The organism is Streptomyces albireticuli (assembly GCF_002192455.1).
GTDB lineage: Bacteria > Actinomycetota > Actinomycetes > Streptomycetales > Streptomycetaceae > Streptomyces > Streptomyces albireticuli_B.
In genome coordinates this window covers 1462109-1477466 of sequence record NZ_CP021744.1, presented here as the reverse complement: position 1 = coordinate 1477466, position 15358 = coordinate 1462109, and the positions used below count along the sequence as shown (strand labels likewise).

General features: G+C 74.7%; 13 protein-coding genes. 2 read left to right on the top strand and 11 right to left on the bottom strand.

The genetic code is table 11. The features are described from left to right. The first annotated feature begins 69 nt into the window (after positions 1–69). Together SMD11_RS06465 and SMD11_RS06460 are read left to right on the top strand one after the other, a co-directional pair. Entirely contained in the window at positions 70–2511 is a 2442-nt protein-coding gene (locus tag SMD11_RS06465; protein WP_418952413.1) for an MFS transporter, read from the top strand. A 201-nt stretch (positions 2512–2712) separates the two neighbouring features. Then, complete coding sequence (locus SMD11_RS06460) at positions 2713–4530, top strand: SpoIIE family protein phosphatase (RefSeq protein ID WP_087925518.1); 1818 nt, start codon at positions 2713–2715, stop codon at positions 4528–4530. 12 nt (positions 4531–4542) lie between these two features. Here the strand turns inward: SMD11_RS06460 and SMD11_RS06455 are convergent, their stop codons facing one another. The 11 genes from SMD11_RS06455 to SMD11_RS06405 form a co-directional block, all read right to left on the bottom strand. After that, the gene (locus SMD11_RS06455; RefSeq protein WP_087925517.1) at positions 4543–5073 is read right to left on the bottom strand and encodes a gamma carbonic anhydrase family protein; all 531 of its coding nucleotides are present in this window, start codon (positions 5071–5073) and stop codon (positions 4543–4545) included. Positions 5074–5226: 153 nt separating this feature from the next. Continuing rightward, positions 5227–6807: a DHA2 family efflux MFS transporter permease subunit gene (locus SMD11_RS06450; RefSeq protein ID WP_087925516.1), complete on the bottom strand. Its 1581-nt coding sequence runs from the start codon at positions 6805–6807 to the stop codon at positions 5227–5229. Then, complete coding sequence (locus SMD11_RS06445; protein WP_087925515.1) at positions 6800–7624, bottom strand: MBL fold metallo-hydrolase; 825 nt, start codon at positions 7622–7624, stop codon at positions 6800–6802. Before SMD11_RS06445 ends, SMD11_RS06450 begins: the two co-directional genes overlap by 8 nt. A 116-nt stretch (positions 7625–7740) precedes the next feature. Next, positions 7741–9030 carry an NAD(P)/FAD-dependent oxidoreductase gene (locus SMD11_RS06440; protein ID WP_087925514.1) on the bottom strand — a complete coding sequence of 430 codons (1290 nt, stop codon included), beginning with the start codon at positions 9028–9030 and terminating at the stop codon, positions 7741–7743. Further along, on the bottom strand, positions 9011–9541 hold the full coding sequence (locus tag SMD11_RS06435) for a flavin reductase family protein (RefSeq protein WP_199843809.1): 531 nt from the start codon (positions 9539–9541) through the stop codon (positions 9011–9013). Before SMD11_RS06435 ends, SMD11_RS06440 begins: the two co-directional genes overlap by 20 nt. Then, on the bottom strand, positions 9538–10017 hold the full coding sequence (locus tag SMD11_RS06430) for a type II toxin-antitoxin system RatA family toxin (RefSeq protein ID WP_087925513.1): 480 nt from the start codon (positions 10015–10017) through the stop codon (positions 9538–9540). Before SMD11_RS06430 ends, SMD11_RS06435 begins: the two co-directional genes overlap by 4 nt. Positions 10018–10033: 16 nt before the next feature. Beyond that, positions 10034–11341: an aspartate aminotransferase family protein gene (locus SMD11_RS06425; protein WP_087925512.1), complete on the bottom strand. Its 1308-nt coding sequence runs from the start codon at positions 11339–11341 to the stop codon at positions 10034–10036. Beyond that, positions 11338–12360 carry an SDR family oxidoreductase gene (locus SMD11_RS06420; protein ID WP_087925511.1) on the bottom strand — a complete coding sequence of 341 codons (1023 nt, stop codon included), beginning with the start codon at positions 12358–12360 and terminating at the stop codon, positions 11338–11340. The genes SMD11_RS06425 and SMD11_RS06420 overlap by 4 nt, the downstream gene beginning before the upstream one ends. 11 nt (positions 12361–12371) lie before the next feature. Further along, a complete protein-coding gene (locus tag SMD11_RS06415; protein WP_087925510.1) occupies positions 12372–13505 on the bottom strand; it encodes an acyl-CoA dehydrogenase family protein in 1134 nt (377 codons plus the stop codon). A gap of 76 nt (positions 13506–13581) precedes the next feature. Then, positions 13582–14574, bottom strand: coding sequence for a DUF2156 domain-containing protein (locus SMD11_RS06410; protein ID WP_087925509.1), 993 nt, complete (start codon positions 14572–14574; stop codon positions 13582–13584). After that, a complete protein-coding gene (locus SMD11_RS06405; RefSeq protein WP_234365925.1) occupies positions 14549–15091 on the bottom strand; it encodes a hypothetical protein in 543 nt (180 codons plus the stop codon). Before SMD11_RS06405 ends, SMD11_RS06410 begins: the two co-directional genes overlap by 26 nt. Positions 15092–15358 lie beyond the last annotated feature (267 nt).

The following is a 15358-nucleotide window of genomic DNA, read 5'->3' as shown; positions in this document are numbered from 1 at the left end:
CGCTTGCTAGCCGTTGTCGCGAAATGCGAGAAAAGGGCGGCGACGCAGGCGCGACGAGGGGAGCGGTCCGTGGGAGGGACCACATTCGGGACCACCTTGGTACAGAGCGGCGGGCCACCCGTGCCGTACGGCGAGGGGCCGCCCCCGGGCGCCTCCGGCGCCTTCCCCGCGCCCGTGGCCGAGCCGGCCCCGGCCCCCCGGGAGCCCCGGCTCGGCCCCGCGCGGGTGCGGCTCGTCTTCGGCGGCCTGCTGCTCGCACTGCTCCTCGCGGCGCTGGACCAGACCATCGTCGCCACCGCCCTGCCGAAGATCGTCGGGGAGCTGCACGGACTCGACCGGATGTCCTGGGCGGTGACGGCCTATCTGCTCAGCTCCACGGCCGTCCTGCCGGTCTACGGCAAGCTGGGCGACCTCCTCGGCCGCAAGGGCCTCTTCCTCTCCGCGATCGTCATCTTCGTCGCCGGCTCCGCGCTGGCCGGCCGCGCCCCGACCATGGACCAGCTCATCGTCTACCGCGCGGTCCAGGGCGTCGGCGGCGGCGGGCTGATCATCGGCGTCCAGGCGATCGTCGCCGACCTCGTGCCGCCCCGGGGACGCGGCCGCTTCATGGGCGTCATCGCCGCCGCCTTCGGCCTCGCCTCGGTCGCGGGCCCCCTGCTCGGCGGCTTCTTCACCGACCACGCCTCCTGGCGCTGGTGCTTCTACCTCAACATCCCGGTCGGCCTCCTCACCTTCGTGGTGGTCGCCCTCGGCCTCCGGCTGCCGAAGCCCGCCCGCCGGGGGCGCTTCGACCTCCTCGGCGCGCTGCTCCTGATGGCCTTCTCGACCTTCCTGGTGCTGCTCACCACCTGGGGCGGCACCGAGTACGAGTGGCGGTCGCGCGTCGTCCTGGGCCTCGCCGCGGGGGCGCTCGGCACGGCGCTGCTCTTCCTCGTCGTCGAGAACCTCGTCCGGGAACCGATCATCCCCCCGCACCTCTTCCGCGACCGGACCTTCACCGTCTGCGCGCTCGCGGGCGCGGCGGTCGGGGTCGCGCTCTTCGCCGCCGCCAGCTATCTGCCGACCTTCCTCCAGATGGTCGACGGCGCCGACGCCACCGAGTCGGGGCTGCTGATGCTGCCCCTGATGGGCGGCATCGTCCTCGCGTCCATGGTCACCGGCCAGCTCATCAGCCGCACCGACCGCTACCGCCCCTTCCCCGTCATCGGCACCGCCGTCGCCGCCGTGGGCATGTACCTGCTCTCGCACCTCGACGCCCACACCGAACGGGCCGTCTACAGCGCCTGGATGGGCATCCTCGGCATCGGCATCGGGCTCGCCCTGCCGGTCCTCGTCCTCGCGGTGCAGAACTCCGTCCACCCCGCCGACCTCGGCACCGCCACCAGCGCCAACAACTACTTCCGGCAGATCGGCGGCTCGGTCGGCGCGGCCGTCTTCGGCACCCTCTTCGCCCGCCGTCTCACCGAGCGCCTCGGTGAGGAACTGCCCCACCGGCCCGGCCTGCCCTCGTTCGACTCCCTCACCCCGCAGCTGGTCAACGCCCTGCCCCCCGCCCTGCGCGAGGGCTACGTCCGGGCGTACGCCGACGCCATGCCGCGGATCTTCCTCTACCTCGTCCCGGTGCTCGTCCTCGGCTTTCTGTTCGCCCTCCTGCTGAAAGAGAAGACCGTGGTGTCCCAGAACGCTTCCGAAGCCCCCGTCATCCCCGCCGCCCGCCCGGCCCCGCCGGACAGCGAACCGGTGCACTTCGCGGCGGGCATCCCCGTCACCGGCACCGTCCAGCACCCCGACGGCACCATCGTGCCGCGGGCCGCCCTCACCCTCATCGACGTCGGCGGCCGCCAGGTCGGGCGCGGGGCGAGCGGCGAGGACGGGCGCTACGCGCTCAGCACGCCGGGCACCGGCTCGTACGTCCTCATCGCCGCCGCGGGCGGCCACCAGCCGCAGGCCGTCACGGTCACCGTCGCCGAACGGCCCGTGGAGCTCGACGTCGTCCTCGGCGGGGCCGGACGTCTGGCCGGGACCGTCCTCACGCCCGAGGGCACCCCCGTGCGCGACGCCCTGGTCACCCTGACCAATGTGCACGGCGAGGTCGTCTCCTCCACCCGCACCGGCCGCGAAGGCGCCTATGTGATCTCCGAGTTGGTCGCGGGCGAGTACACGCTCGCGGCCAGCGCCCCCGCCTTCCGGCCCGCGGCGCTGCCGGTGACCGTCCAGGCCTGCCGCGAGACCCGCCAGGACATCGAGCTCGCGGGCGGCGCGGTGCTGCGGGGTGTCGTACGGGCCGGCGGCGGGCGCGTCGTCGAGGATGCCCGCGTCACCCTCCTGGACGCCGCCGGCAATGTCGTGGACTCCACCACCACCGGCTCCGAGGGCGCCTTCCGGTTCGTGGACCTCTCGGCCGGCGAGTACACCGTCATCGCCGCCGGATATCCGCCCGTCGCCACGGTGTTGCAGGTCGCGGGCGGCGGCCGCACCGAGCGGGACCTCCAGCTCGGCCATTCCGATTAGTCTCCGGCGGACGCCGGGGGCGGGCACGGGCCCCGGCATCCGGGGCGGGGCCGCGCGCGCCGGGGAGCCGGGACGCTCCCCGGCGCGCGCCATCTTCGCGAACGGCCCCGCCGCGGACCGCCGGGGCCCTACGGTGGTAGCGGTGGCGCAGATCTTGCGTACGCGGCCCCTTGCGTACGCGTACGAAGGAGCAACCCGCCCATGGACCGTGGTACGCCGGAGCCCTCCTCCGCCCAGCGCCGGGCCGTCCCCGCGCGGATCGCGCTCGCGGTGGCCGTGGTGGACTCCGCCGGCCTGGTGACGCACTGGAGCGCGGGCGCCCACGGGCTGTTCGGGCACCCACGGGAGAGAGCCGTCGGCAGACCGGCGGCCGATCTCATGCCGATCAGCGGCGCCCTCCTGGCCACACCCGGCTACCCCAGCTGCGGCCGGGCCCGCTCCGGGAGCTCCGTCCGGGGCCAGGTCGACGTGCTGTGGTGGGCCTATCCCCTCGTCGGCCCCGGCCCCGAGCGGCTGCTCGTGCTGGCCTCCGACGCCGCCGGGCTCTCCGGCGGCACGCACGACCGGGTCGCGCCCGGCTTCGCCCCGCACGCCGGACTCACCGAGGCCGGCGGCGAGGTCCGGGGCCTCGCCGAGCTGCCCGGCATGGCACCCGCCGTGAGCGCCCGCATCGTCGGCCAGGTCCTCGAACTGGGCTGCCCCGTCCTGGAGATCAGCCGCCGCGAGCGGATCCCCGTCACACCCGACTGGGCCACGCCGCTTCCCCCGGAGACCGTGCCACGGCAGGCGGGGCCGTACGGGAACGCCGGCCCGCCTCCCGCGCCGGCCGCCGTGGCCCAGGCCGCCGCGCCGGCCGCGGCCCCGGCCTCCGGCCCCGCCGCGTGCGGCGTCCTCCTCCTCGACGAAGCCCGCCCGCACCTCCGCCAGGAGGCCCCCGGCGAGCCGCTCCAGGAGGAGACGCGCACAGCCGGCTGCGACACCGTGACTCGTCTGCTGCCCGGCGCCCGGCCCGGCCGGGGCGGCTGGTGCGACACCGTCAGGCTGCCCGGCTCGCGCACCGGGTTCGTCGTCGGCGACGTCCTGGGCCGCGCCCCGGACGCGGAGGTGACGACGGGCCGGCTGCGCACCGCCGTCCAGACGATGGCGGCGCTCGACCTGCCGCCCGGCCGGCTCCTGAGCCGGCTCGACGACCTCGCGCGACGGCTCGGCGCGCACTCCCCGGCCACCTGTCTCTACGCCGTCTACGACCCGATCCGCTCCGAACTGACCCTCGCCAACGCCGGGCACCTCCCGCCCGTCCTCCTCCGCGCGGACGGCGGCGGCACGCTCCTGGAGCCGCCCACGGGCGTGCCCATCGGGGTCGGCGGGGTGGCGTTCGAGACGGTCACGGTGCGGGTGGCGCCCGGTGACCGGCTGGTGCTGTGCACGGACGGCCTGCTGGAGGTGCGCGGCCGGGGGCGCGCGCCGGGGAACACCCGCCTGGCCGCCCTGTGCGAGGCGGCCGTCCACCCCGCCGCCTCCCCGGCCGACGCCTGCGACGCCCTCGCCCGCGCCCTCGGCACGGGCCGCGAGGACGACCTCGGGCTCCTGACGGCACGGCTGGGCGGCATTCCGCCGGAGCACGTCGCCGAATGGCGGCTGGACCCGGCGCCGCGCGAGGTGGGCCGGGCGCGCCGGCTGGTCGCGGAGCGGCTGCGCGCCTGGGGGCTGGCCGAGGCGGTGGAGACCGCGACCGTCCTCGTCAGCGAGATCGTCACCAATGCCGTGCGGCACACCGCGTCGCGCCACCTCGGCCTGCGACTGGTGCGTACGGACACGCTGTTGTGCGAGGTCACCGACGAGGACCACACGCTTCCCGCGCTGCTGGGCAGCGACCTCGGGGAGGAGTTCGGGCGGGGCCTGCGGGTGGTGGGCGGCCTGGCGCGGGAGTGGGGCGCGAGCCACGGCCCCCGGGGCAAGACCGTCTGGTGCGAGCAGTCGCTGCCCCGGGCCGCCGGCGCGGGCCCGCGCCACGCGTGAGCCCCTGCGGTCTCACCCCTCCATGGCGGCGCGGTGGGCCTTGGCCAGCTCGACGTACATCGTGCCGTTGAGCGTGATGCCCTCGCGCTCCTCGTCCGTCAGCTGCCGCCGCACCTTCGCGGGCACCCCGGCGACGAGCGCGCCCGGCGGCACATGCATCCCCTGCGGCACCAGCGCCTGCGCGGCCACCATGGCCCCCGCGCCGATGACCGCGCCGTTGAGCACCGTCGCGCCCATGCCGATGAGGGCGTCGTCCCCGACCGTGCAGCCGTGCAGCACGGCGTTGTGGCCGACCGAGACCCGCTCGCCGACGGTGACGGGGAAGCCCAGGTCGACGTGGACCGAGCAGTTGTCCTGGATGTTGCTGTCCGCGCCGATGACGATCGGCCCGCAGTCGGCCCGCAGCACCGCGCTGTACCAGACGCCGGCGCCCGGGTGCAGGGTCACCTCGCCGACGACCACCGAGGTCGGGGCCGTGAAGGCCTCCGGGTCCACCTTCGGCTCCTTGCCGCCCACCGCCGCGATCAACGCCCGTTCGGCCATTGCTGTCCCCTCGCTCCTGCGTGTACCCGTGGCCGGCGCCGGCCCCGATCGATGACACGTGCACGGGCGGGACGAAGTGGATCCCGCCCCGTGCCGCCCAGCATATGCAGGCCCGGGGAAGCGGAACCGGGAGCCCTGCCCAGGGCCCCCGCGTCAGCCCGCCGCTCCGTCCCCCTCCTCCGTGCGCCGTTGGCGCAGCAACAGCAGTGCGGCCAGCGCCGCCACGCCACAGGCACCCGCCCCGGAGGCGTACGCGAGGTGGGTGCCGTCCAGGAACAGGTTGCCCACTCTGCTCAGCACCTCGGGGCGGATCCGCTCCGGCAGCGCCTCGGCACCGGAGAAGTCCCCGGCCGCGATCTTGTCGACCGCCTCCCGGGGCAGCGGCAGCCCGGCCAGCGCGGAGGACGCCCCGGAGCTCAGGTGGTGCGAGACCAGGGTGCCGGAGACGGCGACGCCGAAGACCGAGCCGACCTGCCGCGAGGTGTAGCCCACGCCGGAGCCGGTGCCGGCCCGCTCCTCGGGCACGGCCCGCAGCAGTGCGGCCGTGACGGGCGGGCCGGCGAAGCCCGCGCCCAGGCCGAGCAGCAGGAACTGCCACCAGTAGTGGGCGAAGCCGTCCTGGTACTCCAGCAGGAGCAGCCCGGTCAGCCCGGCGGCCATGGACACCGCGCCGACGAAGGCGGTGATCCGGACCCCGGCGCGCTCGCCGAGCATGACGCCGAGCACGGAGGTGACGGCGACGGTCACGGTCAGTACGACCGTCCGCACCCCGGCCTGCACCGGGCTCAGCCCGTCGACCTCCTGGAGGGTGAGCATCAGCAGGAACACGGCGCCGAACATCGCCCCGAACACGGTGAAGTTGATGATCGCGCCCGCGCTGACGTGCGGGTGCCGGAAGAACCCCAGCGGCAGCATCGGGTGCTTCTGGCGGGCCTCCCAGAGGACGAAGACGATCAGCGCCACGGCGGCCCCGGCGAAGCAGCCGAGGATGCGCGCCGAGGTCCAGCCGGCCGAGTTGCCCTCGATCAGGGCGTAGGTGAGCAGCCCGATCCCGGCCACGAAGAGCAACTGCCCGCCGAGGTCCATGCCGGTGCGCTGCTCCGGGCGGGCGCGGGGGAGCAGCACGGCGAGGACGGCGACGGCGAGGACGCCGACGGGCAGGTTCACCCAGAACACGCTCTGCCAGCCGTACTGTTCGACGAGGAGGCCGCCGATCAGCGGCCCGGCGGCCAGCGCGAGACCGGCCACGGCGGACTGGACGCCGACCATGCGGCCGCGTGCCTTCTGGTCGGGGAACAGCTGGGTGATGATCACCATCGACACGGGCATCAGGACGGCGCCGGTGACGCCCTGCGCGGCCCGCGCCACGAGGAGCGTCGCCACGCTCCCGGACAGCGCGCACCAGGCCGAGGTGAGGGTGAAGCCCACCAGCGCCCCGATGAACAGCCGCTTGGCGCCGATCCGGTCGGCGAGCGCGCCCGCGCTCAGCAGCAGGCAGGAGAAGGTGAGCAGATAGGAGTCGACGACCCACTGGAGGCCGCGGACGTCCGCGCCGAGGTCGTCCTGGAGGTCGGGCAGCGCCACATTGACGACCGTGGTGTCCAGGAACACCAGGAAGAGGCCGCTGAACAGCGCGAGCAGCAGCAGCGGGCTGACCTTGCCGCCCGCCGCGCCCGCCGTCCCGCTCTCCGACGCGGCCCCGGCGCCGTCCGCCGCGTCGACGACATCAGCCATTCCGCTTCTGCCACCCTTCGAACTCGATCAGATCGTGGGCGCTGAAGACCTCGACGTCGGTCGTGCGGCGCAGCTCGCGCAGCCGCGCCACGTTGGTGAGCCGCTGGGGCAGCACCTCGAACTTCTTCTGGAAGGCACGCAGCCCGGGGGAGCAGTACGGCGGGTTCTCCATCTCGCCGTGGAACATGTACGCGTCGCCCGCGTGCAGCAGCAGCCCCGTCCCGGTGTCGACGGCCACGCCTATGTGCCCCCGGGTGTGCCCGAGCAGCGGGACGAGCAGGATCTCCGGCGGCAGCCCGGCGATCTGCCGCACGCACTCGAAGCCGAACCACTTCTCGCCGTCGGCGAGTTCGTGGACGATCCAGTGGGGTCCGTGCTCCCACTGCGTCGGCCGGTAGCGGGCCCGCTCCAGCTTGGTGCGGGGATCCATGGCGGCGCGGAACTCCGGCCCGTAGACGTGCACCTGGGCCTCGGGGAAGTCGGCCAGCCCGCCGGTGTGGTCGCGGTCCAGGTGGGTCAGCACGATGTGCCGTACGTCCCGGGGGTCGTGCCCGAGCGCGGCCAGCTGGCTGACCGCGGCCTCCTCCGGGCGCAGCACCGGGCGGGAGCGGAGCATGAAGGCGCGCCCCAGCCTGCCCAGCGGGTCGGCGGCGTCCTTCGTGCCGAAGCCGGTGTCGACGAGGACCAGGCCCGCGTCGGTCTCCAGGAGCAGGCAGTGGCACACCAGGTGGCCGGCGCGGAACAGGCTCCCGTGGCCGTTGATGAGCTTCTGCGAAGGTGGTCGGTACGTACCGAAGTTGAGGTGCCGCACACGCATTTCGCTGGTTCCCTTCGTTCGGGGCGCTCGGGTTCCGATGACACAGGATGCTGCCCGCGCGGCCCCGGAGGAACAGGGCCGGTGCGACGGCCGCTTCCGTACCCCGGCCGGGGCGGTCAGCCGTCGCACCGGATCCCGTCCCGCCCGGCCCGGTGCGCCAGCAGCCGGAGGTAGGCCCGGAGCGCCGGGCGGGCCGCGCCGGCCGTCGGCAGCCAGGGGCCGCGGGTGCGGTGCCAGGGCAGCGCCGGCGGGGGGCCGCCGTCGCCCGGCGGCGGGGCGTGGCCCGTCAGGGCGTCGGCGAGGTACGCGCCGGTGGCCACCGACAGGGCCAGGCCGTGGCCGCAGCAGCCGCCCGCGAACCAGGTGCCTGGGCCGATCCGCCCGACCACGGGCAGGTCGTCGCGGGTCATGCCGATCCGTCCGGACCAGCGGTGGGTGATCTCCACGTCCGGGGGCAGCCGTTCGGCGAGCCAGTCCCAGGCGCGCTCGCGCCGGGCCGGGCGGGACGGCGGCGGGCAGTCGGCCGGTCCGCCGCCCATGACCAGCCGGCCGTCCGGGGTCAGCCGGTGGTAGGGGCCCAGCGGGGTCACGTCGATGACCGGCTCCGGGCCCAGGCGCGCGCGCAGCGCGGGCGGCAGCGGCGCGGTCGCGACGGCCCGCACCTCCAGCGGGGCGACCGTGCCGACGGGCAGCCGCAGCGACCGCGCGAAGCCGTTGACGGCGAAGACCACGCACCGGGCGCGCAGGATCCCCGAGGGAAAGGCGAGTTCGCCGCGCCGCACCGCCCGCACCGGGCTGTGGTCGAAGCGGCGCGCGCCGAGCCGGGTCACCTCGGCGGCCAGCGCCGCCGTGAGCGCGGCCGGGTCGAGGGTGGCCGCGACCGGGAAGCGCAGCGCGGCGTGGAAGCGGCCGGGATCCGGGAGGAGTTCGGGGTCGAGGCCCAGCGCGCCGTACGCGGCCGCCCGGCGCCTCAGCGCGGCCGCCGCGCGGGGCGAGCCGGCCACCACGAGCTGGCCGGCCGGGACCAGGCCGCAGTCGGCGCCCAGCTCGCCGGCCAGCCGGACGGCCTCCCGCACCCAGCCGACGCTGGCCTCGTAGGCGCGGCGGGCGGTCTCGTCGCCGAAGCGCCGCCGCGCGACGTCGACGGGCGGGCCGACCCGGGGCCCGAGCAGCCCGGTGCCGCGCCCGCTGGCCCCGGCGCCCGGCCGGTCGGCGTCCACCAGGACGAGGTCCAGTCCCGGCGCCCGGGTGAGCAGACGGTAGGCGGTGGTCAGCCCCGTCAGGCCCGCGCCGACGACCGCCACGTCGGCCGTGACCCGGCCGGCGAGGCGGGCGGCCCCGGGCGTGTCGTCGGGGCGCCACGGCGGCTCCTCCCGGGGCCGTGGCTCAGTTCTCGGCGAACGCATCCCGCCGCTCCCTCGCCGACAGCTCCCGGAACCGCCGGTCGTGCCAGATCAGCGGCTCGCCCTTGCCGTCGCTCACGGAGATGACGCTGCCGACGACGACGCTGTGGTCCCCGTACCGCCGTTCGTCCGCGAGCGCGCACGTCGCCCAGCCCATGGTGCCGGGCAGGACGGGGATGCCGAGCGCCCACTGGAACTCCACCCCGGCGAACTTGCCGGTGCCCGAGCTGCTGGCGAAGGCGGCCGCCAGGGCGGTCTGCTCCGCCCGCAGGAGGTGGATCGCGAAGGCCCGGCGGGTGCGGATCGCCGCCAGGGTGCCGGAGCCCGTGGCGAGGCAGACCAGCATCATGGGCGGGCGGAGCGACAGCGTGGTGACCGAGGACGCGGTGAGCCCCTGGGGCTCGCCGTCGAGGCCGCACGTGGTCACCACGGTCACCCCGGCGGCCAGCTTCCGGTACAGGCTCCGGCAGGCTTCCGTGCCGAGCTCGGGGGCCGCGGCGTACACGCTGTTCACGGCTGCGCCGACTCCGCGAGCTCGGGGTCCGCCACGACCTCCTGCGCCTCGCCGAGCAGCCCCTCCAGGATCTTCAGGATGTTGTCGCGCAGGGCCGCCTCGGCGACGGGGTCCAGGATCGCGGCCAGGGTCGGGATGCCCAGGTCGAACTCCGCGTCGAAGGAGACCAGGGCGCCCGCGCCGTCCGCGCTCACCCCCCAGGTGCCGCGGAACGTCGCGAAGTCGCCGCTGACCTGCTCGAAGGCGATGGCGGAGGCCTCGGGCGAAAAGGTGTCCCGCTCCGTCCACTTCATCAGCCCGTTGCGGAAGTGGACGGTCCACTCCGACAGTACGGAGCCGTCCGGCGACGGCGGGTTCACGACCACGCTCTCCACGGTGGCGGTCATCTCGGGGTAACGGGCGAAGTCGCTGATCCGGGCGTAGGCGTCGGTCGGGGCGAGCGCGGGCGCGAGCACCCTCAGGGTCACGGTGGGCATGGCGGGGAACCTTTCGTCAGGCGCGTTCCGCGACGGCGGTCAGCGATTCGTCGACCACCCGCAGGAACAGCTGGATCTCGTCCTCGGACAGGGATGCCGGAGGGGTGAGGCGGAGCACCTCGGAGGCGTTCAGGGAGTGGTTGACCAGCACGCCGCGGTCCATGAACTCCAGCAGCAGCTCACCGACGAAGCGCTGCGCCACCGGCTCGATGCCGATCAGCAGGCCGCGCCCCCGGACGTCGGCGATCAGGTCCGGGGTCCGCTTGGCGGCGATCTCCCGGACCTCGGTGAGCAGGCGCTCGCCCAGTCGCGCGGCCCGGGCCACGACCCCCTCGTCGCGGATGGTCTCCACCGCGGCCAGGGCCGCCGCGCAGGCGATCGGCGAGGCCCCGAAGGTGGAGGAGTGCAGGATCGGGTCGCGGCCGAACGGGAGGTACGCCGCGGGCCGGGCCACCATGGCCGCGGCCGGCACCACCCCGCCGGACAGCCCCTTGCCGACCAGCAGCATGTCGGGCACGACGCCCTCGCCGGCGCAGCCCCACCAGGTGCCGAGGCGGCCGAGCCCGGTCTGGATCTCGTCCACGATCAGGAAGGCGCCGAACTCGCCGCAGGCGTCGGCGACCGCGCGCAGGTACCCGGGCGGCGGTATCCGCACCCCGCCCTCGCCCTGCACGGGTTCGACGATGACGCAGCCCCGGCCGGGCGTGGCCGCCAGGGCCTCCCGGAGCGCGCCGGCGTCCCCGTAGGGCACCTCGCGGACGCCGGGCAGCAGGGGCTCGAAGAGGTCCTGGTACTTCCGGTTGGCGGTGACGCTCAGCGCGCCGAGGGTCTTCCCGTGGAAGCCGCGCCGGGTGGTGACGACGGCGTTCCGGCCGTGCGCCCGGGCCAGCTTCAGCGCGGCCTCGGTGGCCTCCGCGCCGGAGTTGACGAAGTGGACCATGTCCAGGTCGCCGGGGGTGACGGAGGCCAGCGCGGCCGCGGCGGCCGCGGCCACCGGCTCCAGGAAGACCCGGGTGGCCAGCGGATGGGTGTCGATCTGCTCCTTGACGGCGCGGACCACCCGCGGGTGGCGGTGGCCGAGGATGAAGACGCCGTACCCGCCGAGGTCCAGGTACCGCTTGCCGTCGGCGGCGGTGATCCACGCTCCTTCGGAGTACGTCTCGACGACGGTGCCGAGCAGCCGGGCCAGGGCGGCCTTGCCGGGGCCGAAGTGCCGCTCGTAGCGGAGCCCGGTCAGTTCGGTGACGGTGGGGCCCGGGGCGTCCCCGGAGCCCTCGGCGAGGAGCGCGCTCCCGGTGCCCGCACCGGTGGTCCGGGCCCTCATGCCGCCGTCTCCACGGCCGGCGCCTTCAGCGCGATCCAGTACGCGACGGACTTGTCGAAGGCGGCCAGCAGCGCGTCGTGGGTCACCTCGCCGGCCATGCCGAGCGCCCCGAAGGAGGACTCCAGGCTGGCCGAGGACTGGAAGAGCAGCATCAGGTCCTCGAAGCCGGCGAACCGCCGGCGCAGCGACCGCGGGATGACGTCCTGCATCATCGGCAGCAGCAGCCGGTTCACGGCCTCCGCCGGCATCAGCCGGGGCGGGGGCGGCCGGTGCCCGAAGCGCTCGGCGACCCGGAGGATGCGGTCGATGTGCTCGCCCACCGTCGGTGAGGCGGGGCCGCCGGTGAGCCAGTACTCGCCGGAGGTGACGCCGTCGCGCAGCAGCTTCCCGACGCCCCTGGCCACCAGGTCCTGCGGGATGTGGTCGAAGGGTGAATCGGCGGCGGCGGGCACCACCGGGATCGCGCCCTGCACGCATCCGCCGATCACCTGGTGCATGCCCTGGAAGGCCGCGATCCGGCCGGTGCGCGAGTCGCCGCCGACCACGGAGGGGCGGACGATCGCCGCCTCCAGGCCGCTCTCGCGCACCAGCCGTTCGGCGGCGATCTTGGAGGCGACGTACGCGCCCGGCCCCGAGGCCGTCCGCTCCTCCTCCTGCGGGCGGGCGACGAAGGCGGTGCTGACGTAGTAGAAGGGCGCCCGGGCGGCCTCGGCGAAGCCCAGCATGTGGGCGGTGCCGGTGGTGTTGGCGGCGAACAGGGCCTCCCGCGAGGTGTTCCAGGCCGTACGGGCCCCCGAGTGCAGCACCAGGTCCACCCGGCGTGCCAGATCGTGGAACCCCTCGGCGCCGAGCCCGAGGAAGGGGTCGTCGAGGGTGCCCTGGAGTTCCGTCACCCGGGGGTCGTCGACCGGCGCGCGGTGGCGCAGGGCGATCACCCGGTGGTCCTCGGCGAGCTCCTCCACGAAGGCCCGCCCGAGCACTCCGGTGGCCCCCGTGAGCAGCAGCGTCGGCTTGCTCATTTCCTTGCTCCCTAAACTATTTCCAGCGGGTGGCCCGCGAGGTAGCGGGCCAGGGGCGCGGCCATCTTGGCGCGGGCGGGCGGGTGCAGCCCCAGCCCGTGCACGGCGGCCGCCAGATAACCGATGTCGTCGGAGCTCATGAAGTTCAGGCCGCCGAGCAGCTCCACGGCGCGCGGGACGACCCGCGCCAGGGTGTCCTGGGCGGCGTAGCGCACGTGCAGGGAGTCCACCAGCAGTTCCTGCCCGCACAGCGCGGCCCCGGTCTGCCGGGCCACGTTCTCCACCGCCGCCACGGCGGCCTCCAGTTCGCCCACCAGCCGCACCCGCTCCAGCTCGGGCACCCGTTCGTTGCCGACCAGCCGCTCCACCAGCGCGCTCGCCGCGCCCAGGTAACTGGCCGTCATCAGCAGCTCGAACCAGACGAACCCGGTGGTCTGGATGTCGTCCAGCACCTCGCCCTCGGGCACCTCCGTGCGCACGACGAGGTCGTGCGGCACCAGCACGTCGGTCACGGTGACCTGGTCGCTCTCCGCGCCGGCCAGGGCGAAGCTGCCCCAGAACGGGGACACCGCGAGCCCCGGGCTCTCCGCCGGGATGAGGACGACGGCGAGCTGCTCGCCCTCGCCGTCCTCGCGGGGCACCATCACGCTCGCGGTGAGCAGGTCCATCGAACGGGCCAGGCTGCACGGCCGCTTCGCGCCGTTCATCACCACGCCGTCCCCGGTGACCCGGGCGGACATGGTGGGGCGCAGGATGCTGCCGTTCGGCTGTCCCTCGGCGAAGCCCGAGGCCAGCAGCAGATTGCCGGTCACGACGCCGGTCAGCAGCATCCACTCGAAGCCGTTGCCGGTCTCGCTCAGCGCGACCAGGCTCGCCAGCGAGAAGTGGTGCATCGTGGTGGCGACCGCCAGCGACGGCGAGCGGGAGCCGATGGCCCGCTGCACCCGGACCGCGGCCAGGGCGTCGGCGCCCTTGCCGCCGTGCGCGGCGGGTACGAGCAGCCCCGCGCCGCCCGCCTCCTTGAACGCCTTGACACCGGGGTTCCCCGGGCTCTCCAGCTCGCCGAGCGGGCGGCCGGCCAACTCCTTGTCCAGACCCGGCAGGAGCGCGTCGAGGGTCGCCCGCTCCCTCGCCAAGAACCTCATGTCATCCGCCTTTCGACGCGCCTCGGTACGGGGCACTGCGCTCGGTGGGGCCGCCGCGCGGGCGGGCCCGGTGACTTCAGATGGCATTGGCGACCCGCATGAGCCGTACGATCGCGCCGAGGCTCGGCCGGCCCTCGAACGCGAGGTACTCCGGCAGGACGACGTGCGGGGCCCACTTCTCCTTGTAGGCGAGCTGGGTCCGCGACGGGTACACCTTCTCGCCGTGCGCGGCGAGGAACCGCACGATCCGGGCGACGCCCGCCCCGGCCCCCGGCGGCTCCGGCTCGCTGTCCAGGCCCACGAACGGGGTGAACCCCAGGTGCAGCCAGGGCGCGCCCTCGGCCGAGAAGGCCTCGACGGCGGTGGCGTTGATCGCCTCCATCACCCCGGGCGGCGCCTCCCGGCGGCGCCGGGTGAGGTCGTGCAGCCAGCCGGGCCGGGTGCCGTAGACGGGGGAGTAGGAGATGTAGCCGACGGCGGCGCCCTCGATACGCCCCACGAAGAGCCGGCGCGACGGGGCGGCCGCGCCCAGCCGTTCCCCGACGAGGAAGGCCAGTTCCTTGGTGAACCGTCCCTTGCCGCGCAGCCAGTCCCGGTCGATCGCGGTCAGCTCGGCGTCGGTGGCGAAGGGGTCGGCCTCCTCGACGACGAGCCCGCTCCGCCGCGCCCGCGAGATCTTGTTGCGGAGCCGGACGAAGGGCTTGCCGCGCAGCGTGAAGTCCGCCAGCCGGATCGCGTAGGACGAGCCCAGGCGGTTGACCGTGAAGCCGTTGGCCGCGTAGAGCCGGGCGTCCTCGCTCTGGAGCTGTACCGCGATGACCCGCTTGCGGGACCGCGCCGCGTGCGCCCGGAAGGCCGCCAGCAGGGCCGCCCGCTCCGCGGGGTGGGCGAACGGGCCGCCGAACTGGAGGAGATGGCGCCCCGAGGCGCGGTAGGCGACGAACCCGTCGAGACCGTCGGCCCGGAAGTGCTCGGTCCGTTCGTTGAGGGCGAGGAAGGCGCTGGGGTTGTCGGCGTACCGCTGGAGGAGCTTGTGGATCTCGTCAGGGGCCGGGGTGGCTGGCGGCATCGGTGGAACTCCTCACTGTGGACGTCTCCGTGGCCTCGGTCGTACGGCCTTCCCGCCGGGTGGCCGCGGGGGAGGCCGTACGGGACCAGGCCGCCTCGAATTCCTCGAACAACGCGTGCTTCTTCGGCTCGAAGGAGATCCGGAACGGTTTCAGGGAATTCCCGAAGATGCCGCGGTCGCCCAGCAGGTGGACGGGTATCGCGAGCAATGCCCATTCCGGCCGCACCAGCCAGGCCCAGAGGCCGGCGACGGCCGCTCCCGTCAGCAGGCTGTGCATGACGTTGTAGGCGAGGTGGTAATTCCTGGAGATCGTCCCGGTGCGCGACCTGCGGAACGCGAGGGCGCCCGGCACATAACCGATCGCGTCGATGACCACGAAAAGCCCGATGAACACGGGCCAGCGGATGTCGCCCCAATGCATGACGGTCAGGGTGACGGCGACCGCGAAACCGGCCAGCCATTCGAGCCGGGACAGCAGAAAGGTGTTCCTGGTTTCGAAATGATTGAGCGCGTCCATGTGATCCCCCGTATCGCACCCGGCCGCGCCGCCGGGCCGGGCACCGGCGCTCGGCCGGGTGCCCTGTCCGTCGTGTGTCGCCGGGTCACTGAGGACCATGACGCGTCCGGCGCTTCCGAGGTTGCCCAGAGTGGGGGAGCCGGGGGCGCGGGGAGATCCCCCTAGGCCCCCCTAATCTTCGGACGATCGGACTCCGCCGCGGCCCGAATCGCGGACCGTTCCGCATTTGCGCAGGCGGGCGCCGTGAGCGGCCGTGGAGAAAAGATC

Excerpts from the sequence above, each read along its gene's own strand:
- SMD11_RS06450 (WP_087925516.1), bottom strand. The coding sequence starts at position 6,807 with ATGGCTGATGTCGTCGACGCGGCGGACGGCGCCGGGGCCGCGTCGGAG.
- SMD11_RS06410 (WP_087925509.1), bottom strand. The coding sequence starts at position 14,574 with ATGCCGCCAGCCACCCCGGCCCCTGACGAGATCCACAAGCTCCTCCAG.
- SMD11_RS06405 (WP_234365925.1), bottom strand. The coding sequence starts at position 15,091 with ATGGACGCGCTCAATCATTTCGAAACCAGGAACACCTTTCTGCTGTCC.
- SMD11_RS06455 (WP_087925517.1), bottom strand. The coding sequence starts at position 5,073 with ATGGCCGAACGGGCGTTGATCGCGGCGGTGGGCGGCAAGGAGCCGAAG.
- SMD11_RS06415 (WP_087925510.1), bottom strand. The coding sequence starts at position 13,505 with ATGAGGTTCTTGGCGAGGGAGCGGGCGACCCTCGACGCGCTCCTGCCG.
- SMD11_RS06425 (WP_087925512.1), bottom strand. The coding sequence starts at position 11,341 with ATGAGGGCCCGGACCACCGGTGCGGGCACCGGGAGCGCGCTCCTCGCC.
- SMD11_RS06440 (WP_087925514.1), bottom strand. The coding sequence starts at position 9,030 with ATGCGTTCGCCGAGAACTGAGCCACGGCCCCGGGAGGAGCCGCCGTGG.
- SMD11_RS06430 (WP_087925513.1), bottom strand. The coding sequence starts at position 10,017 with ATGCCCACCGTGACCCTGAGGGTGCTCGCGCCCGCGCTCGCCCCGACC.
- SMD11_RS06460 (WP_087925518.1), top strand. The coding sequence starts at position 2,713 with ATGGACCGTGGTACGCCGGAGCCCTCCTCCGCCCAGCGCCGGGCCGTC.
- SMD11_RS06420 (WP_087925511.1), bottom strand. The coding sequence starts at position 12,360 with ATGAGCAAGCCGACGCTGCTGCTCACGGGGGCCACCGGAGTGCTCGGG.
- SMD11_RS06445 (WP_087925515.1), bottom strand. The coding sequence starts at position 7,624 with ATGCGTGTGCGGCACCTCAACTTCGGTACGTACCGACCACCTTCGCAG.